The following is a 20093-nucleotide window of genomic DNA, read 5'->3' as shown; positions in this document are numbered from 1 at the left end:
TATGAAGGCCTCCCTACGTCCTGCCCGATGATAAATGCCCCAAAAGGAGACGACACGTGACGCACCCCGTCGAGGTCGAAATCCCCCACGCCCGACCGTTGAGCACACCGCCGCAAGATGCGATTGCGGCGGTGTTGGAGACAACAGGGGATGTCACACTTGCCTTCATCATCGCGGTGAAGGGCCCCTCTTACCGGCCCGTGGGCGCAGCGATGGCGCTCTTTCCTGATGGGTCGCGCATCGGCAGCTTGTCGTCGGGCTGCGTGGAGGGTGATCTGGCCGCGCATGCGCAGCGAATTTTGACAGGTGCGCCGGAAGTGATCCGCTACGGCGAAGGTTCACCCTATTTCGACATCCAATTGCCCTGCGGCGGGGGGATGGAAGTTCTCTTGGTGCGGTCGCCTGATCGCGCGGCTTTGCAGGAGGTCCATCGCAGGCGCGGGCGCCGCGAGGCTTGCGTTTTGCGCATAGACTTACAGAGCGGCGCGATGGAGGTGGGAGCTGCCGATCCGGCCGCGCGCGCATCTTTAGGCGTGGATGGCGCGCAATTTTCCGTCTTGTTTGAGCCGGAAATCAGGTTCGTGATCTTCGGGAAGGGGCCTGAGGCGACCAGTTTCGCCAAGCTCGTGGCCTCCGTCGGCTTTCCCAATCTGCTGCTGTCGCCCGATCTTGAAACGCTGGATGCCGTAGCGGCAATGGGATGCTCTGTTCAGCATCTCACACATGCCGCGTTCCCACACACTTTGGCGGTGGACGAGCGCACTGCGATCACGTTGTTTTTTCATGACCACGATTGGGAGCCACCCGTCCTGAAAGGCGCATTGGGGACACGCGCGTTCTATATCGGCGCGCAAGGAAGCCAGCGTGCCCGCGACGCCCGCGCGCTTGCCTTATCGAATTTGGGAGTTTCGCAGGCTGCGATTGCCCGCATCCATGGGCCAATTGGTTTGATCCCTTCCGCGCGCGATGCGACGACGCTCGCGGTGTCCGTGCTGGCAGAAGTTCTTGCAACGGCCATGCCTCCCAAGGGATGATAGGCCACCCGACCGCCACGCCGCCTGAAAGGCCCGACGACGATGACTTCCCCTTCTTTCTCCAAGCAAGATACCGCTTTAGGGCGCGCGACGACCTATTTGAACGCCTTGATCGCGTATAACACGGTCTCTCACCGTTCGAACCGCGCGATTATCGAGTATCTTCAGGATCATCTGCAGGGGCTTGGCGCGGATATCGTGCTTTTGCCCGACAGAACTGGCGAGAAGCTGAATCTCATCGCGCGGTTCGGCCCTGCGGACGCCTGCGGGATCGTTTTTTCAGGTCATACGGATGTGGTGCCGGCGAATGAGGCGGGATGGCTCACCGATCCCTTTGTGATGGACACACGCAATGAGCGGCTCTATGGCCGCGGCGCGTGCGACATGAAAGGCTTCCTCGCTTGCGTTCTGGCGGTGGCCGATACGCTCGATGCGTCAAAGCTGCGCCGACCACTATACATGTGTTTTTCATATGATGAAGAAATCGGATGTCTTGGCGCACCTGATATTGCGCGCTACCTCGCGGCACTTGAGGTGCCACCGGAGCTCGCGATCATTGGTGAGCCTTCGTTGATGAAGCTCGTCACCGGTCAAAAGGGCAAAATCGCTATGCGGGGCCATGCGCGCGGCACGACGGGCCATTCCTCCTTCGCGCCGGATCATGTCAACGCCATCGAATACGCCGCGCGTGCAATCGGAATGATCGCAGATCACGCGTTGGCATACCGCGAGCATGGGCCGTTTGATCCGGAATTTACAGTTCCGCACGCCACAATGCTGACGCTCTTGGCGCAGGGCGGCGTTGCCACCAATGTCACCCCGGGGGAGTGTCAGTTCACATTTGAGTTGCGCTCCCTTAGCGGGATGGATGCGCAAGGGGATATACGCTCCCTGACCGCGAAAATTGATCGGCGCCTAGGCGCGGCGATGGCGGAGATTGCTCAAGATGCGGGGTTTACGTGGGATCAGATCTTCGCCTATCCGGCGATGGGTGATGCGCGTGCCACTGCCGGATTTGCGCGCTATGCGGGGGTGATGCCCGATTGGGGCGGAAAGGTTTCCTACGGATCGGAAGGCGGCGTATTTGAAACCATCGGCAAGATCCCGTCGGTCATTATTGGGCCGGGATCGATCGGGCAGGCCCACAAGCCGAACGAATATGTCGAGACGGCGCAACTGCACGAATGCATCAAGTTCCTGACGCGCATGACCGACGCGCTAAGCCATCCGCAGGGCTAATATTCATCCCGAACGGGGAGGGGCGGTTGACTCGCGTACCCTGAGATCGAAGTCGAGCATGACAACTTCGGGAACAATCTGCGTCTCAAGCCAACCCGCAATCGCATCCGCCGCCGCAAGCCCCATACGCGCGACGGGTAGGTGCACGGTCGTCAGCGCCGGATAGAGATGCGCCGAACCGGGGAGGTCATCGGTGCCGATAATTGATTTATCGCGGGGGATCTGAAGACCTGCGCGGTGCATCTCGTAGAGTGCGCCCGTCGCAAGCACATCCGACAGACATAGAAACGCGGTGTGCTCCCGCCCCGATTGCAGAGCTGCGCGTGCGGCAAGACCGCCCCCCGCAATCGTCAGCGGCGTCTCGAAAAACGTCATAGTCCCCTCAATCGCCGTCGCGCGCAGCGCTTCCACACGTTCCGCAGTCCGATCATTCGATGCGCTCGGCCCGTGGATCACCGCAATGTCGCAGTGCCCCAGATCCGTTAAATGGGCCAGCGCGGCCTGAGCCGCGCCCGCATTGTCATACCCGATCGTGGGCAGGCTGTAATCCGGATCAAAGACAGAGGTCGCGACCGTCGGAATTTGGCTATGTTCGATCAGCGCATGAAATTCGGGCGCGTGAGTGGTGCCCGAGATGATCAACCCCTCCGCGCCAATATCGATCAAGGCTTTGGCCTTTTGCGTCTCGATATCAGGGTCACCTTGGGTCGTGGCGACGATCAGGGAAAGGCGGTGCAGCGCGAGCTGGCTTTCCAAGCTCGCAAGGACGCGCGCGAAGATGTCGTGCTCCAATGTGGGGACAAGCGCGCCCACAAACCGTGTCCGCCCCGAATTGATCGCCCGCGCCGCAGCGCTTGGCACCCAACGCAAATCGGCCATCGCGTCCTCAACTCGCTTTCGCGTCGCCTCAGCGACAGTTTGAGGGGCGTTCATCACCCGTGAGACCGTCGCGACCGAGACGTTTGCCGCCGCCGCTACATCTCGAAGGTTCGCGCGCTTGCGCGGTGATACATTTTTCATCGCTATTGCCTTGCCGTACGGCACACTGCCGTCTCTCAAATGACATTCTTCCGGATTCTTATCCAGAGGCTTGACGGATGTAACTGGTTACATATCAGTTGTAACTAGTTACACAGAAGGAATCAAAGCGGTCCGATGCATAGTTTTTCCGTCTTGCATGAGTTCGACAATATCGGGTTCCGATCCGATGCGCGATCTTTTCCGGGTTTTCTCAAACAGCGTGCGCCGATGCCGTTTCGGCTCGCACCGCGCGAGGGGCGCCAGCTCGCGTTGAATGAGGGCGACCTCGTCTCAATTGAAATCGCGGATGAGATGACCTCGGCCAAATCATCGCCTTTGACGCTCAAGGCGCCTGCGCGCTCTCGGCGCTTGGGTTGAAGGGGGACGGCCCGCTTGCCGTCTCCGAATGCGACGTCGATGCGCTCAACGGTTGGATCAACGCGCGCGGCGGCGCGATCACTGGGATTGAGGCCTGCCGTCTGCGGCCGCTGCAGGAACCCTTGATGCTGCGCGCAACACGCGCCGTCACCGTCTGGATTTTCCGCCCTGCGCCTGTCGAGGCTTTGATCAATGGCACCTTTGGCGCGGGCATCTCTGTCGTGTTTCAACCCGCCGACAGATCTGGGCCATTGCTGCCGCCTCTCTTGGGTGACACGCGCGATGAATTCACCGTGCCGCGCGGAACCGCCCTCGCCTACGAGCTGAAGAAGGGCGAGAGTCTTCAGATTATCGATGTGGAAGGTCAGCAATGCTCTGACTTCACGGCGTTCCGTCTTGATGGTCTGGATCGCGGCGAAGAGCTGATGATCGACGGCACCGCGACACGCTCGATGGTGCGGCGGGCCTATCCGGGGCCCGGTTTGTTGGACAAGTTCTTTGATCGTGACATGCGGCCGATGCTTGCGGTTATTCAAGATACGTGCGGGCGGCATGATACATTCGGGTTGGCCTGCACCGCGCGCGGATATTCCGAGCGCGGGTTCCCCGGCCATGTCAATTGTTCGGACAATATGTCCGAAGCGTTTGCGCCATATGGCATCGCGCGCAGAGCCGCGTGGCCCGCGATCAATTTCTTCTGGAATACGTGGATAGATTTGAACACCCACCACATCATGACGGAGGAATCCCATTCGCGTGCGGGGGATTATGTCGCCATGCGCGCGCTTGAGGATCTTGTGTGCACGTCGACGGCCTGTCCCGATGACATCGACCCGATCAACGGCTGGAACCCGACAGATATTCATGTCCGGATTTATCGCCCCAATACCCCGCTGCGTCGCGCTATTGCATATCGCGAGAAAGAGGATGCGCCTATGTCCCCCCAAGAGTTGTCCGCTTTCAACGAGCGGTTGGAGCCTTTGACGAAGAACTTCGCCCCCGCACGTGCGTCGTGGGCGCCAGTCAATTTCCCTGCGACGGGGACGATTGGCGAATACTGGGCCTGCCGGAATGACGTGACCGTGCAAGATATGAGCGGGCTGCGTAAATATGACATCGTTGGCCCCGATGCGGAAACCTTGTTGCAACGCGCGACCACGCGCAATGTCGCGAAGCTGCCGGTCTGGCGCGGATCGTATACGTTGATGTGCGATGCGGCGGGGACGGTGATCGATGACGGGACGTTGTTCCGGATCGGGCCGGATTTGTTCCGCTGGTGCTGCGGATCGGAGGAAAGCGGCCGCGTGTTGGAGAGTTTGGCCAAGGAAATGGGCCTGCAAGTGCGCGTCCATCATTTGGGCAGCGCGATGCCGAACCTCGCGATCCAAGGGCCGAAATCCCGCGATCTTCTGCGCAAGCTGGTGTTCACACAGCCAACCGTGCCGGCGCTGGAGGATTTGAAATGGTTCGGCGTGACGGTCGCGCGGCTGCATGACCGCGAAGGCGCGCCGTTTATGCTGTCGCGTTCGGGCTACACTGGCGAGTTGGGATACGAGATTTTCTGTGCTCGCGCCGATGCCGTCGCGATCTGGGATGCGATCATCGCGGCGGGCGAGGAGTTCAACATCACGCCGATGGGCAATGAGGCGCTCGGGATCATCCGCATCGAGGCGGGGCTGGCCGCGGGCGGCGCCGAATTCGCGCCCGGGATTGACGCGTTCGTGGCCGGATTGGGGTTCGCCGTCGATCTGACCAAGGCCGATTTCACCGGCAAAGCCGCGCTGGCCCGCAATTCCGAGACTCCGCGGCGCGTTCTCAAAGGCATGCTGCTGGATTGCAAGGATGTGCCCCATCACGGCAGCCCCGTGTTTGACGGGGAACGGCAAGTGGGGATCGTCACCTCCGCCACCCGCTCGCCCATGTTAGAACACGCGATCGCAATCGTCCGCTTGGGCGTGGAGCATAGCGAAAACGGTCTCCGGCTGGAAATAGGCCAGTTGGATGGACGGATGAAGCGCCTGGGCGCGACCGTCACCGATATCCCCTTCATAGACCCGCAACGCAAGCGGGCGCGCGCCTGACCCCAACAGATCCAACAGGAAAGGTATAAAAACAATGGACTATCTGAAAACACTCGCAACACTCGCCGCCCTCACCATCGGCACCAGTGCCTTCGCGCAAGACAAGGTTATGGTCGGTGAGCCCAGCTGGCCCGGCGCAAAAATCATGAGCCGCGTGATCGCGCAGGTGATTGAGACGCGCTTGGGCGGGGAAACCGGCTACGCACCGGGCGCAAACGCCGTTATCTTCGCCGCGATGGACGGCGCGCGCGGCGATATCGATGTGCATCCCGATGTGTGGTTGCCGAACCAAGCCTCGTTTACCGATGAATATGTCACGCAAAAAGGCACCGTCGCCCTGTCTGAGGGCAGCTATGAGGGCCGCGCCGGTTTTTGCGTCCCGACTTATGTGGCCGAGGAACATGGCATCAAATCGATCTACGATCTCGCACCCCCGCCGCGCAGGCCCTGTTTGACAGCGATGGCGATGGCAAAGGCGAAATTTGGGTCGGCGGGTCTGGTTGGGCCTCGACCAACGTGCATAAAGTTAAGGTGCGCGACTACGGGATTGAGACCTTTCTTGAGCCGACAACAGAGGATGAGGCCGTTTTCTATGCGCGCCTGAAAGATGCAATCGACGCGAAAGAGGCCGTGGCGTTCTACTGCTACAAACCCCATTTCGTACATGCGCTCTATGATGTGACCTTTGTGGACGAGCCGCTTTACGATCCTGCCGGCTATACGATGATTCAGCCGGATCAAGATGCCGATTGGTTTGCGAAATCGAAGATTACAACGGGCGATGAAATCAAGACGGTGACCGTCGCTTATTCGAAATCGCTGGAAACCCGCGCCCCTGCCGCGGCGGCATTCTTGAGTAAGATCGCGATGAGCGCGGATGATCTGTCGCAGCTGACTTATCAAACTGTGATCCAAGGGCAGGACGTGGATAGTGCCGTGTCCGATTGGCTCGCGGCCAATGGCGATACGGTCGATGGCTGGTTGGGCCTAAAGTGATCTCTTTGGCGCGCGCGGCGCGCGTGCCAGACCGCCCTCAAGTCAGGAATAAACATGACAGATGACATCGCGATCGACGCGCGCGGCGTGTGGAAGATTTTTGGCGATCAGGCCGACAAAGCCTTGGCTGCCATTCATGCCGAAGGGCTTACCAAGGCGGAAGTGCTCAAGCGATTCAATTGTGTGCTCGGCGTGGCGGATGCCAGCTTCCAGATCAAACGCGGCGAGCTGTTTTGCGTAATGGGCCTCTCGGGGTCGGGCAAATCCACGCTGGTGCGCCATGTGAACCGGTTGCTGGAGCCGACCGACGGCCATATTTTCATCAACGGCGAAGATGTGATGACATTGGATGCGCCCGCGCTGCGCGATCTGCGCAACCGTCGTGTGGCGATGGTGTTCCAAAACTTCGGCCTCATGCCGCACCGGACTGTGCGGGATAACGTGGCGATGCCGTTGGAAATTCGCGGCACTGGCAAGGCGCGGCGCTGGGAGGAAGCGGACCGCGTGCTTGATCTCGTCGACCTCAAAGGCTGGGAAGACAAATTCGCGCATGAGCTTTCAGGCGGGATGCAGCAACGTGTCGGCCTCGCCCGCGCGATCGCATCAGACCCGGATATCTTGCTGATGGATGAGCCGTTCTCCGCGCTGGATCCATTGATCCGCAAACAATTGCAGGATCAGTTTAAAGACCTCTCGCGCAAGCTGGGCAAGACGACGATGTTCATCACCCATGATCTGGATGAGGCGATCCGCATCGGGCACCGCATCGCGATTATGAAGGACGGGCGCATCGTTCAAATCGGCACGCCGGAGGAGATTATCCTCAACCCCGCCGATGACTATGTTGCCGATTTCGTTGCCGGAATCTCGAAACTCAATCTGATCTTCGCACATTCCGTGATGACCCCGACCGCCGAATTTGAGGCCACCAACGGCCCCGTGCCAGAGGACGCCAATATCGCGCATCCGCAGATGGATTTGAACGATCTGATGGGGCTGACCGTGGAGGGGCACGGGATCGTGCGCGTCGTCGATAGCGGCGTCACAATCGGTGCCCTCAATCGCGCGATTTTGTTGCGCGCCATTCAAACAAGCCGGAGCTGACGAACGATCATGACACCCGCTTCCAACGATCAGATCCAACCCGAAACGGCCGCGCGTCTGGATGGGCTGGTCGCCGAATTTTCCGACCAGTCGCAGGCGTATTATCAACGTGTTTTCACCTATATGATGCAAGCACCGGGCTACCGTTTTACGCTGAACCCAGCGGCGGCGCTTTTGGGTGCGGTCTGGTTCGGGGCGCGGGGCCTTTGGTCTTGGTTCCTCACCGTGCTTGTGTTCGAGACCTTCGCCTTCATCCAGATCGGGATGGGCTTGTTTGGCGATCTGGGGCGCGATGCGCGGTTGCGGGCCGATCAAATCGCGCAAACATTAGATCTTCGCATGCAGCAGATCGAGGCGGCGAAAGCCTCGGCAGCGCCGTCACTCGCCGCGCTGGAAGGGGCGGCGAGTGACGGCGCTGGAACAAGCGCTCATCGGCGCGCGCGTGGCGGCCGATGCGGCGGATGCAGGCGGCACGGTCCATCTCGTGATCGGGCTTTTGCTGCTTGTGGCTGTGCGGTTCGCCGCCGCCGCTTTGGCGAATTGGACGTTGGAGGGGCAGTTCGCCCGCTGGCGATCTAACCGGCGTCTCGCGCATGGCTGGTCGTTGAGGCGGCTTGGCGTCGCGGTTGTGCTCGCGGGGGCGGTGATCGCCATGTCGACGCTACGGTTTGCGTTGCCCGATGCATTCACACTCTTGAACGCCTTCCCGACCAATCGCGATTGGCGGCTTCAATCGGGCGATGCGGTGCAAGCGGTGTTTGACTGGACCAAGACCTCCGGTCGCGGGTTCTTTGACGGGGTGACGGTCGGGATGCGGACGCTGCTCGATTGGATCGAGGTGGCCTTGGTGGGGACGCCTTGGCCCGTTGTGGCGTTGATTTTCGTGATGCTCGCCTATCTCTCTGGCGGGGCCCGCGTGGCGATCTTCACAGGCGCAGCTTTGGCGTATCTCGGATTGCTCGATTTTTGGGAAAAGGCGATGACCACCATCGCGCTTTTGGGGGCGGCGGCGATGATCTCGATCACGCTCGGCATCCCGCTTGGCATCTTTTGTGCGCGGCGACCGAAGGCATTTGCCGTTGTGCGGCCAGTGCTCGACTTCATGCAATCCATGCCGTCCTTCGTCTATCTCATTCCGGTTGTTGCGTTTATCGGATCGGGCAAACCGGCTGGCGTTGTCGCGACGATGATCTTTGGCAGCCCACCAGTGATCCGGTTCACCGTTCTGGGCCTGCAACAAGTGCCGTCCGCCGTGCGCGAGGCCGCGCTCGCCTTTGGTGCTACCCCACGGTATTTGCTTTGGCGCGTGGATTTGCCGCTGGCGCGCAAAACGATCATGGCGGGGATCAACCAGACGATTTTGCTTTCTTTGGCGATGGTCGTCGTGGCTTCGTTGATCGGCGCGAAGGGCTGGGGCGAGGACGTGCTTGAGGCGCTGCAATACGCGGCGGCGGGGCAGGGAATCTTGGCAGGGTTGGCCATTTTGTTCTGCGCGCTGATTCTCGATCGGATCGTTGCGGGACGCAAATAAGACCTCCCCAACTGGGGCGCGGCAGTCTGGACTCTGCCGCGCCTTTTTTATGCGCAAAAAGGGTGATCGAGCCGCTTGTTTTTACAATACTGCGCCTTCTTTTTCACCAGCTTCGTGAAAATGTGGGTTAATTTTTCACGAATGCTCGTGAAAATTCTTGCCATAATTTCACGACTGGGCGCAAATGATCCAACACCTGCAAGCGAGCGAGATTGCCATGACGCCCACCTCCGCCCCCACTTCTCTCGTCGGCCAAGACATCCGCGCGCTGCGCACTTCGCGGCAAATGACGCTGGCCGATGTGGCCGCGCGGATGGGGCGGTCGGTCGGTTGGGTGTCGCAAATTGAACGCGATCTCTCGACCCCGACGATGGATGATCTGCGCAAACTCTCGACGCTGTTTGACGTGCCGCTCTCGATCTTCTTTGGCAAATCCGAAGGGCCGGAGGAGGAGCGCGGCGTGGTCGTGCGCGCCGGTGCGCGGCGTGAAATCGGCGGCGGCGAAGGGGGGCTGGTGGAGACGCTGATCTCTCCCGATCTGACCGATGATTTCGAGGTGATCCATTCCACCTTCCTGCCCGGCGCGAAGCTGGATCACGCGATTTCCCGCCCGACGACCGAGGTCGCTTATCTGATGTCCGGCACGCTTGATCTGGTGATCGACGGGCAAAGTTTCACCGTGACCGCGGGCGACAGTTTTCGCGTGCGCGGATCAGCCTACAGCTGGGCCAACCCCTATCCTGCCCCGGCAATCGCGCTGTGGGTCATTTCCCCTCCCGTTTATTGAGGTCCACCATGTCTCTTCCTACCACAGCGCGTGTTGTTATCATCGGCGGCGGCGTCATCGGCGTCTCGACCTTGTATCATTTGGCGAAGGCCGGCTGGACGGATTGCGTCTTGCTCGAGAAAAACGAGCTGACCGCCGGATCGACGTGGCATGCGGCGGGCAATTGCCCGAATTTCTCCACCAATTACGGCGTGATGAATATGCAGCGCTACGGCCTCGCGCTGTACCGTGATCTGGGCAAAGAGGTCGATTATCCGATCAATTACCACGTCACCGGCGCGGTGCGTTTGGCCCATACCGATAAGCGGATGATGGAGTTTGAACGTGTGCGCGGGATGGCGGCGCATATGGGTTTGCAGATGGATATGTGTACGCCCGAAGAATTGCAGGCGCATTTCCCGTTTATGGAGACGCATGATCTGGCGGGCGGGCTTTGGGATCCGCTGGACGGCGATATTGATCCGGCGCAGGTGACGCAGGCCTTGGCGAAAGGCGCGCGCGCGCTTGGGGCCACCATCGCGCGGTTCACCCCCGCAACCGGCGTGCGCCGTGAGAATGGCGAATGGGTTGTGGAGACGGAAAAGGGCGAAATCCGTTGCGACTATGTGGTCAATGCGGCGGGCTATTATGCCGCGCGCGTGGGCGAATGGTTCGCGCCTTTCGGCGGGCGCAAAGTGCCTTTGACCGTGATGAGCCACCAATATTTCCTCACCGAAGCGATCCCCGAGGTCGAGGCATGGACCCGCAAACATGGCCGCAAATTGCCGATGGTGCGCGATGTGGACACGTCCTACTACCTGCGCCAAGATACGTTCAGCCTCAATCTCGGGCCGTATGAGCGCAATTGCCAGGCGGCGTGGATCACCCCCGATGACGCGATGCCCGAGGATTTCAGCTTCCAGCTTTATCCCGACGATCTCGACCGGTTGGAGCCCTATATCATGGACGCGATGGAGCGGGTGCCGCTGCTCGGGTCCAAAGGGGTTTCGCGCAATATCAACGGGCCGATCCCCTATGCGCCCGATGGTTTGCCGATGGTCGGCCCGATGCCGGGTGTCCCCAATGCGTTCGAGGCGCATTCCTTCACCTTCGGCATCGCGCAGGGCGGCGGCGCGGGCAAGATCATGTCCGAATGGATCATGCACGGCTATACCGAATGGGATATGTGGGCGATCGATCCGCGCCGTTATACCGATTACACCGATCCGCAGTATAATCTGGGCAAAGCGCTGGAAACCTACGGCCATGAATATGCGATGCATTTCCCGCATCACGAATGGCCGGCGGAGCGTAACCGCAAGCTCTCGCCCAACCATGATCGCCTGATTTCGGATGGCGGGCAGATGGGCGCGTATAATGGCTGGGAGCGCGCCAATTGGTTCGCAAAATCGGGGGATGATACGTCTGAGGAAGCGACCCTGACATGGGATCGCAACGGCCCTTGGGTGGACCGCGTGCGGGAAGAGGTTCTCGCCGTGCGCGACGGGGTTGGCGTGATTGATCTGTGCGGGTTCTCGCGCTTTGAGGTGTCCGGCGCGGGGGCGGCGGAGTGGCTGCGCGGCAAAATCGCGGGCGGTTTGCCGAAGATCGGGCGGATGAACCTTGTCTATTTCCCCGATGCGCGTGGCCATGTTTTGACCGAAATGTCCTGCATGCGCCAAGGCGAGGATCAGTTCACGCTGATGACGGCGGCGCTGGCGCAATGGCATGATTTTGAGGTGCTGAGCAAAGATCTGCCTTTGGGCATCTCGCTGAGTGATAAAACCAAAGACGTGACGGCGATGTTGGTCACGGGGCCGAAATCACGCGATCTTCTCGCCACGATCTGCGATGCGGATTTGACCGCGGGCTGGCTCAGCCATCAAACCGCGACGCTGGCGGGCAAAACGGTGATCTTGGCGCGGGTGTCCTTCGCGGGGGAATTGGGCTGGGAAATCCACGCCGCCACGCCGGATGCCGTGCCAGTTTATGACGCGATCCGCGGGGCAGGGGCCACGCCGTTCGGGATGTATGCGCTCAATTCGATGCGGATCGAGAAGGGTTATTTGACGTGGAAGGGCGATCTCTCCACCGATTATTCGCTGCTGGAAACCAACCTCGCGCGGTTTGTGCGGCTGGATAAACCGCAAGATTTCCCCGGCAAATCCGCGCTGCAAACCGCCACGCCGACCAAGCGCCTGATGACGCTGACGGTTGAGACGGGCGAGCAAGACGCGCCTTACATGGCGGCCGTGTTCAAAGACGGGAAGCGCGTGGGCGAGGTCACCTCCGCCGCCTATGGCTACCGCGTTGAGGCCGCGATCGCGATGGCGATGCTGAATTCGGAGGCCACCACGCCCGGAACCGCGCTGCAAATCGAGGTCTACGGCAAGCTGCTCAACGCCACCGTGCAGGGCGATGCCCCGCTGTGGGATCCCGAAAACCTGCGGCTGCGCGCCTGATTTCTGAAAAGGATATCACATGACACTCCCCCCAAAAACTGCCCGTGTTGTCATCGTCGGCGGCGGCGTGATCGGCTGCTCGGTGGCCTATCACCTGACCAAACTCGGTTGGAAAGACGTGGTTTTATTGGAGCGCAAACAGCTCACCTCCGGCACCACTTGGCACGCGGCGGGCCTGATCGCGCAGCTGCGCGCCACGCAAAACATGACCCGTTTGGCGAAATACAGCCAGGAACTCTACGGCCAGTTGGAGGAAGAAACCGGCGTGGCCACGGGCTTCCGGCGCAACGGATCGATCACGCTGGCGCTGTCGATTGAGCGGCGCGAAGAGATCCTGCGCCAAGCGTCAATGGCCCGCGCATTTGGCGTGGAGGTCGAAGAAATCAGCCCCGAGGAGGTCCTCAAACGCTATCCGCATGTGAATATCGAGGGCGTCACCGCCGCCGTTTACGTGGCCAAGGACGGGCAGGGCGATCCGGCGAATATTGCGCTGGCGATGGCGCGCGGCGCGAAAAACCGCGGCGCGGAGATTTTTGAGCGCACCAAAGTCACCGGTTTCACCAAATCGGGGCGTAAAATCACCGGTGTAAAATGGGAAAATGAAGAGGGCGCCGGCGAGATTGCCTGCGATCACGTTGTCAATTGCGCGGGGATGTGGGGCCATCAGGTCGGCCGCGAGATGGGCGTCAACGTGCCGCTGCATGCCTGCGAGCATTTCTACATCGTCACCGAACAAGTCCCCGGTTTGAGCCAGTTGCCGGTGCTGCGCGTGCCCGAGGAATGCGCGTATTATAAGGAAGATGCGGGGAAAATCCTGCTCGGCGCGTTTGAGCCGGTCGCGAAACCTTGGGGGATGGAGGGCATCTCGGAGGACTTCGAATTCGACCAACTCCCCGAGGATTTCGATCACTTCGAGCCGATCTTGGAGCAGGCCGTTAACCGGATGCCGATTTTGGCCGAGACGGGGATTCACACCTTCTTCAACGGGCCAGAAAGTTTCACGCCCGATGACGCGTATCATCTGGGCCTCGCGCCGGATATGGATAACGTCTGGGTCGCGGCGGGGTTCAATTCGATCGGAATTCAATCTGCGGGCGGCGCGGGCATGGCCTTGGCCGCGTGGATGGATACCGGCGAGGCGCCCTTCGATTTGGGCAATGTCGATATCGCGCGGATGCAGCCGTTCCAAGGCAATAAAACCTATTTGTTTGAACGCTCTAAAGAAACGCTGGGCCTGCTGTATGCCGATCATTTCCCGTTCCGCCAAAAGGCCACCGCGCGCGGAATCCGCCGCTCGCCTTTGCATGAGGCGTTGAAGGCTTCGGGCGCGGTCTTTGGCGAATTGGCGGGATGGGAGCGCGCCAACTGGTTCGCGGATGCGGGGCAGGAACGCGATTATAAATACTCGTGGAAGCGGCAAAACTGGTTTGAAAATTCCGCCCGCGAGCATCGTGCGATCCGTGAAAATGTCGGCATCTACGACATGTCGTCGTTCGGGAAACTGAAGGTCGAAGGCCGCGATGCGGAGGCCTTCCTGAACTATGTTTCGGCCAGCGATCTGTCGGTGCCTGTCGGCAAAATCGTCTACAGCCAGTTGCTCAATACGTCGGGCGGAATTGAGGCCGATGTCACGATCACGCGGCTCTCGGAGACCGAATATCTCGTCGTGACTCCCGCCGCGACGCGGGTTGCGGATCAGGCGCGGCTGCGGCGGCTGGTGGGCGATTTCAACGTGGTGATCACCGATATGACGGCCGCCGAGGCGGTGATTTGCGTGATGGGGCCCAATGCGCGCAAGCTGCTGCAAAAGGTCTCGCCCAATGATTTCTCCAATGATGTCAATCCGTTCGGCACCTGTCAGGAGATCGAGATCGGCATGGGCCTCGCCCGCGCGCACCGCGTGACCTATGTCGGCGAGCTGGGTTGGGAGATCTACGTTTCCGCCGATATGGCCGCGCATGTGTTCGAGGTTCTGCGCGAAGCGGGCCGCGAATTTGACGCTAAGCTCTGCGGTTTGCACATGATGGATAGCTGCCGGATCGAGAAGGGCTTCCGCCATTTCGGCCATGATATTTCCAGCGAAGATCACATTTTGGAAGCGGGCCTAGGCTTTGCGATCAAGAAAACCGATGTCGATTTCATCGGCCGTGACGGCATCGCGCGCAAACGCGATGCGGGGCTGAAAAAGCGGATGGTGCAATTCCTGCTCACCGATCCCGAGCCGTTGTTGTATCACGCCGAACCGGTGCTGCGGGATGGCGAAATCGTCGGCTATCTGACCTCGGGCAGCTATGGCCATACGTTGGGCGGCGCGGTTGGTCTGGGCTATGTGCCCTGCGCTGGCGAAACCGTGCAGCAACTTCTGGCGTCGCGCTATGAGATTGAAGTGGCGGGCCAGCGCTTCGCCGCGACCGCCTCCCTAAAGCCACTTTACGATCCGGCTTCGGGCCGTGTGAAACTCTAATCTCAGACCGCAAATTCAACCGTATTCGGAGTGATGCAAATGAAGGTTCTAGTCCCAGTCAAACGCGTGATTGATTATAACGTGAAGGTTCGTGTGAAAGCGGATGGGAGCGGGGTTGATCTTGCGAATGTTAAGATGTCGATGAACCCGTTCGACGAGATTGCCGTTGAGGAGGCGATCCGTTTGAAAGAGGCGGGCGCGGCGGAGGAGGTGATCGTCGTCTCGATCGGCGTGAAGCAGGCGCAGGAGACGCTGCGCACGGCGCTGGCGATGGGGGCGGACCGCGCGATTTTGGTGATCGCGGCGGAGGATGTTCACACCGATATCGAGCCGCTCGCGGTGGCGAAAATCCTTGCGAAAGTGGTCGAGGCGGAGGCGCCCGGTCTCGTGATCGCGGGCAAGCAAGCCATTGATAATGATATGAATGCGACGGGCCAGATGCTGTCGGCGTTGCTCGGTTGGTCGCAAGCGACCTTCGCATCCGAGGTTGTGATCGCGGACGGCGCGGCCAAGGTCACGCGCGAAGTTGATGGCGGGTTGCAGACGATTTCTGTCAAATTGCCGGCAATTATCACCGCCGATTTGCGCCTCAACGAGCCGCGCTACGCGTCGCTGCCCAATATCATGAAGGCCAAGAAAAAGCCGCTGGAGGAGAAAACGCCCGCCGATTACGGCGTGGATGTCGCCCCGCGCTTAACGGTTGTTAACACGGTGGAGCCTGCGGGCCGCGCGGCGGGCATCAAGGTTGGCTCGGTGGACGAGCTGGTATCGAAACTCAAAGACGCGGGGGTGCTGTGATGGCTGTTCTTCTTTTTGCGGATGTTCAGGGCGGCGAATTGTCGGTGGACGCAACGGCGAAAACCTTGGCGGCGGTGGCAAGTTTGGGCGACGTCCATGTGCTGATCGCAGGCGCGGGATGTGACGCTGCGGCGGCGGAGGCTGCGAAATTGTCCGGCGTTTCCAAGGTTTTGGTCGCAGAGTTGGCGGATTACGATCACGGCATGGCGGAGGCCACGGCGGCGCTGATCGCGGGGCTTGCGGGCGATTACGGCCACATCGTTGCGGCGGCGACGGCGGCGTCGAAGAACATCCTGCCGCGGGTTGCGGCGCTGCTTGACGTGATGATTTTGGGCGATGTGACGGCGGTGATTGACGCCGATACGTTCGAGCGGCCGATCTACGCGGGCAACGCGATCCAGACGGTGAAATCATCGGATAAGGTTAAGGTGTTAACCATTCGCACCGCGGCCTTCACCGGCGTCGAGGCAGGTGGCGCGGCCGCCGTTGAGGCGATTTCCGGCGCGACGGTGAGCGGCTTGAGCACTTGGGTTGAGGATAAAGTTGCGGCCTCGGATCGCCCTGAACTGACATCGGCGAAAATCGTCGTGTCGGGCGGGCGCGGCGTTGGATCGGAGGCCGATTTCGCGCTGATCTCCGGCCTCGCGGACAAGCTCGGCGCGGCCGTTGGCGCCTCGCGCGCGGCGGTGGATTCGGGCTATGCGCCCAACGATTGGCAGGTCGGCCAGACGGGCAAAGTCGTGGCGCCGGACCTCTACGTCGCGGTCGGGATTTCCGGCGCGATCCAGCATTTGGCGGGGATGAAAGATTCGAAAATCATCGTCGCGCTCAACAAAGACGAGGAAGCCCCGATCTTCCAAGTCGCCGATTACGGCCTCGTCGCGGATCTGTTCGATGCCGTGCCGGAATTGACGGGGAAGGTGTAACATGGCTTTGCGGGATGCTGATGTGATTGACGGCAAGGCGCTTGCGGCGGGGTTGCGGGCGGAGATGGCTTTGGCGGTCGAGCGGTTGAAGCGTGATCACGCGATCACGCCGGGTTTGGCGGTGGTGCTGGTGGGGACTGATCCCGCGTCGGAGGTTTATGTCCGATCAAAGGGCAAGCAAACCGTGGAGGCGGGGATGAATTCGTTCGAATTTCGCCTCGCGGAGCAGACGACCGAGGCGGAACTGCTCGCCTTGATCGGGCGCCTCAACGCCGATCCCGAGGTGCATGGCATCTTGATCCAGCTGCCGTTGCCGCCGCATCTTAACTCCACCTTGGCGATCAACGCGATCGATCCTTCGAAAGATGTGGACGGGTTCCACATCTCGAATGTCGGCATGGTCGGCACGGGGCAGGATGCGATTGTGCCCTGCACCCCGCGCGGCTGTATGATGATGCTGCGGCGGATTTACCCCGATTTCCGCGGCAAAACGGCGCTGGTGATCGGCCATTCCAATATCGTCGGCAAGCCCATGGCGCGGTTGCTTTTGAATGCCGATTGCACAGTGATCGTCGCGCATAAATCCTCGACGAACATCCCTGAGCTCGCGCGGATGGCCGATATTGTCGTCGTTGCCGCCGGTGTGCCGGGGCTCGTCAAAGGCGATTGGATCAAACCTGGCGCGACGGTGATTGATGTTGGCATCAACCGTGTGCCCGCGGGCGATGGCAAGACGCGGCTTGTGGGGGATGTTGATTTTGCCTCGGTCAGCAAAGTTGCGGGGGCGATTACGCCGGTGCCGGGCGGGGTCGGGCCGATGACCATCGCTTGCTTGCTCGCAAACACGCTCACCGCATGTTGCCATGCGCATAACCTTTCGGAATCCGCGCTTTCCAGCGCGTCATGAGGATGTTGAAATGACCAAATACTGCCTGACGGTGACCTGTCCTTCCCAACGCGGCATTGTCGCTGCGATCTCGTCATTCTTGGCGACGAAAGGTTGCAATATTATTGACAGCTCGCAGTTTGACGACCTCGCGACCGATATGTTTTTCATGCGGGTCGGGCTGGTGTCCGAACAGGGCGTATCGGAGGCGGAATTGCGCGACGATTTCGCGGCTGTGGCGGCGCAATTCGGGATGGATTTTGCGTTCCATGATGCGGCGAAAAAGATGAAAGTCGTGATCATGGTGTCGCGGTTCGGGCATTGTTTGAATGATCTTTTGTACCGCGTGAAGATTGGCGCTCTGCCGGTTGATATCGTGGCTGTGATCTCGAATCACATGGATTATCAAAAGGTTGTGGTGAATCAGGATATCCCGTTCCACTGCATCAAAGTGACGAAGGAAAACAAGATTGAGGCGGAGGCGATGATCATGAAGGTCGTCGAGGATGCGGGGGCGGAGCTGATCGTTCTGGCGCGGTACATGCAGATTTTGTCGGATCAGATGTGCGCGAAAATGTCGGGGCGGATCATCAACATTCACCACTCGTTCCTGCCCAGTTTCAAGGGGGCGAACCCCTATAAACAGGCGTATGAGCGCGGCGTGAAGCTGATCGGCGCGACGTCGCATTACGTGACGGCGGATCTCGATGAGGGGCCGATTATCGAGCAAGACACGATCCGCGTGACCCACGCGCAATCGCCCGAGGATTACGTGTCGCTGGGCCGCGACGTAGAGGCACAAGTCCTCGCCCGCGCCATCCACGCCCACGCCCACCACCGCGTTTTCCTCAACGGAAACAAAACGATCGTCGTCCCAGCCTCGCCAGGAAGCTACTCCTCAGAACGCATGGGGTGAACTACGGCGCGATCTCTCGCCGTAGCTAAATTTGGAATTATTCGGCCGTTGCTTTATCTGTCAGGGCGTTTAATGCGCCGTTTATCTTCGCAATGACTTCAGCATCGGCCGGAATATCCAACCCGTCGAACAGGTCTTCGGCCGGTGCCCACGTCAGCTGCGTGGCGCCTGCATCATCCTCATATGCCAAGACGCGTAGCGGTAAAACAAGTCCGGCGCGCAGATCGGATTCCATGGCAAGTGTTCCCAGCGTCGGATTGCCAAACATCAACAGGGTGGCATCAGGGATGTCCTTGCCCACGGTTTTCGCCGCTTCTGCGTGATCAATCCGCGCAAAGACCGTCGCGCCTGCGCCGGTAACGGCCGCTTCGAGCTTGTCGACCGTTTCAGCCACCGACAATGGCGAGGTTTTGACGACGTTTTCCGCAAAAGCGGGGGAGGTTGACAGCGCAATGAGAGTGGCCGCAATAACGGGTTTCATCGAAAATCTCCTGTTCAAGATGTAAGGATAACAACCTCTCCCGACACAGGTGACCAGATGAAACTTCGCGCTAGGCGAGGATCCGCCCATTTGCACGGGGCGGGCGCGGGGTCATGACGGCGGGGCTATATTTGCAGGCCGATCAACCAGTTTTTAAAGGCCTGAACGTCCTGTCGCGTGCTGAGATCATCGCGGACAACGAGCGTGAAATTCGATCCCATCGGTAGATCCATCTCAAACGGAGCGACAAGTTTGCCCTCCGCGAGATCGTTTTTCGCGAAGCTCTTGCTAATAATTGCGCAACCGTGCCCGGCGGACAAAATTTGCAGGGCGATGACAGAGGAATCCGCCTTGATCCAATGCGGCGGCCTCAGTCCATCCAGACCATATTTCTCAAACAGGCGATCCCAATCGGTCTCGGACCCTTGCACCAAAACGATCGCGGCTTCGCTCAGGGATTGAGTTGAGGCGATCGGCCCCAGCGTGTCGGCGTAGTCGGGATGGCAAACGATCGTCGCGGCCTCAACCGGGAGCGGATAGGTTTGATGTTCGGGCCAGCCGCCATCTCCGTATCGGATATCGAGATCAATGCTCGCGCCGTTCATCCGGTCATCCCAGACCGTCGTCGAGAGTTCCACCTCGATCTCGGGATGCAGTTGGCTGAAACTGTGCAGCCGCGGCGCGAGGATCATTGCCGCAAAGGAGATTGAGCAGCGCACCCTGACAACCGATTTGCGTTGCGTTCGAAACAGGCCGTCCGTCGCACTTTGCATCTCAAGGAAGGATTTGCGCACCGGAATTGCATACGCAAGCCCGACATCGGTCAAGGCCACACCCTTCGCCAAACGTTTAAACAGATGGATCCCCAGATGCTGTTCGAGCAAACGGATCTGCTGGCTGACGGCTGCGGGGGTCAGGTTCAACTCATCCGCAGCCGAGCTGAACGAGCTGTGACGCGCCGCCGCCTCGAAGGACCGAAGCCATGTAACATGGGGTAACCTGCGCATACGT

General features: G+C 60.1%; 19 protein-coding genes. 16 read left to right on the top strand and 3 right to left on the bottom strand.

Annotated elements, in window-relative coordinates:
* Positions 1–56 precede the first annotated feature (56 nt).
* Together SJY32_RS00615 and argE are read left to right on the top strand one after the other, a co-directional pair.
* Complete coding sequence (locus SJY32_RS00615) at positions 57–1034, top strand: XdhC family protein (RefSeq protein ID WP_376870388.1); 978 nt, start codon at positions 57–59, stop codon at positions 1032–1034.
* Between the two features lie 42 nt (positions 1035–1076).
* Positions 1077–2273, top strand: a complete 1197-nt coding sequence (argE, locus tag SJY32_RS00610; RefSeq protein WP_376870385.1) for an acetylornithine deacetylase — start codon at positions 1077–1079, stop codon at positions 2271–2273.
* A 3-nt stretch (positions 2274–2276) separates the two neighbouring features.
* Here argE and SJY32_RS00605 read toward each other — a convergent pair whose 3' ends face one another.
* Positions 2277–3293: a substrate-binding domain-containing protein gene (locus SJY32_RS00605; RefSeq protein WP_376870383.1), complete on the bottom strand. Its 1017-nt coding sequence runs from the start codon at positions 3291–3293 to the stop codon at positions 2277–2279.
* A 135-nt stretch (positions 3294–3428) separates the two neighbouring features.
* Here SJY32_RS00605 and SJY32_RS00600 point away from each other — a divergent pair, with 135 nt between their 5' ends.
* The 14 genes from SJY32_RS00600 (at position 3429) to purU (ending at position 18601) form a co-directional block, all read left to right on the top strand.
* Positions 3429–3671 carry a hypothetical protein gene (locus SJY32_RS00600; RefSeq protein ID WP_376870380.1) on the top strand — a complete coding sequence of 81 codons (243 nt, stop codon included), beginning with the start codon at positions 3429–3431 and terminating at the stop codon, positions 3669–3671.
* Positions 3668–5752, top strand: coding sequence for a DUF1989 domain-containing protein (locus tag SJY32_RS00595; RefSeq protein WP_376870377.1), 2085 nt, complete (start codon positions 3668–3670; stop codon positions 5750–5752). Before SJY32_RS00600 ends, SJY32_RS00595 begins: the two co-directional genes overlap by 4 nt.
* A 34-nt stretch (positions 5753–5786) precedes the next feature.
* A complete protein-coding gene (locus SJY32_RS00590; protein WP_376870375.1) occupies positions 5787–6356 on the top strand; it encodes a glycine betaine ABC transporter substrate-binding protein in 570 nt (189 codons plus the stop codon).
* Positions 6269–6748 (top strand): glycine betaine ABC transporter substrate-binding protein, encoded by a 480-nt coding sequence (locus SJY32_RS00585; RefSeq protein WP_376870373.1) that lies wholly within the window; start codon positions 6269–6271, stop codon positions 6746–6748. The genes SJY32_RS00590 and SJY32_RS00585 overlap by 88 nt, the downstream gene beginning before the upstream one ends.
* A 54-nt stretch (positions 6749–6802) precedes the next feature.
* Positions 6803–7852 (top strand): glycine betaine/L-proline ABC transporter ATP-binding protein, encoded by a 1050-nt coding sequence (locus SJY32_RS00580; protein WP_376870370.1) that lies wholly within the window; start codon positions 6803–6805, stop codon positions 7850–7852.
* 9 nt (positions 7853–7861) lie between these two features.
* The gene (locus tag SJY32_RS00575) at positions 7862–8431 is read left to right on the top strand and encodes a hypothetical protein (protein WP_376870368.1); all 570 of its coding nucleotides are present in this window, start codon (positions 7862–7864) and stop codon (positions 8429–8431) included.
* 73 nt (positions 8432–8504) lie between these two features.
* Entirely contained in the window at positions 8505–9383 is an 879-nt protein-coding gene (locus SJY32_RS00570; protein ID WP_376871020.1) for an ABC transporter permease, read from the top strand.
* A 217-nt stretch (positions 9384–9600) separates the two neighbouring features.
* Entirely contained in the window at positions 9601–10170 is a 570-nt protein-coding gene (locus SJY32_RS00565) for a helix-turn-helix domain-containing protein (RefSeq protein WP_376871017.1), read from the top strand.
* 8 nt (positions 10171–10178) lie between these two features.
* On the top strand, positions 10179–12611 hold the full coding sequence (locus SJY32_RS00560) for an FAD-dependent oxidoreductase (protein WP_376870365.1): 2433 nt from the start codon (positions 10179–10181) through the stop codon (positions 12609–12611).
* Between the two features lie 19 nt (positions 12612–12630).
* Entirely contained in the window at positions 12631–15075 is a 2445-nt protein-coding gene (locus SJY32_RS00555) for an FAD-dependent oxidoreductase (RefSeq protein ID WP_376870362.1), read from the top strand.
* A 39-nt stretch (positions 15076–15114) separates the two neighbouring features.
* Complete coding sequence (locus tag SJY32_RS00550; protein ID WP_376870360.1) at positions 15115–15873, top strand: electron transfer flavoprotein subunit beta/FixA family protein; 759 nt, start codon at positions 15115–15117, stop codon at positions 15871–15873.
* Positions 15873–16799, top strand: coding sequence for an electron transfer flavoprotein subunit alpha/FixB family protein (locus tag SJY32_RS00545; protein WP_376870358.1), 927 nt, complete (start codon positions 15873–15875; stop codon positions 16797–16799). The genes SJY32_RS00550 and SJY32_RS00545 overlap by 1 nt, the downstream gene beginning before the upstream one ends.
* A gap of 1 nt (position 16800) precedes the next feature.
* A complete protein-coding gene (folD, locus tag SJY32_RS00540) occupies positions 16801–17706 on the top strand; it encodes a bifunctional methylenetetrahydrofolate dehydrogenase/methenyltetrahydrofolate cyclohydrolase FolD (RefSeq protein ID WP_376870356.1) in 906 nt (301 codons plus the stop codon).
* 10 nt (positions 17707–17716) lie between these two features.
* Positions 17717–18601, top strand: coding sequence for a formyltetrahydrofolate deformylase (purU, locus tag SJY32_RS00535; RefSeq protein ID WP_376870353.1), 885 nt, complete (start codon positions 17717–17719; stop codon positions 18599–18601).
* A 37-nt stretch (positions 18602–18638) separates the two neighbouring features.
* Here purU and SJY32_RS00530 read toward each other — a convergent pair whose 3' ends face one another.
* Both SJY32_RS00530 and SJY32_RS00525 read right to left on the bottom strand, forming a co-directional pair.
* The gene (locus SJY32_RS00530) at positions 18639–19082 is read right to left on the bottom strand and encodes a DUF302 domain-containing protein (protein ID WP_376870350.1); all 444 of its coding nucleotides are present in this window, start codon (positions 19080–19082) and stop codon (positions 18639–18641) included.
* A gap of 125 nt (positions 19083–19207) precedes the next feature.
* Entirely contained in the window at positions 19208–20089 is an 882-nt protein-coding gene (locus SJY32_RS00525) for a LysR substrate-binding domain-containing protein (RefSeq protein ID WP_376870348.1), read from the bottom strand.
* Between the last annotated feature and the right edge of the window lie 4 nt (positions 20090–20093).

The organism is Albirhodobacter sp. R86504 (assembly GCF_042466415.1).
In the GTDB taxonomy this organism is placed as follows: Bacteria; Pseudomonadota; Alphaproteobacteria; order Rhodobacterales; family Rhodobacteraceae; genus Albirhodobacter.
Note: the sequence above shows the minus strand (reverse complement) of the source record. Positions and strands in the feature narration are given on the sequence as shown.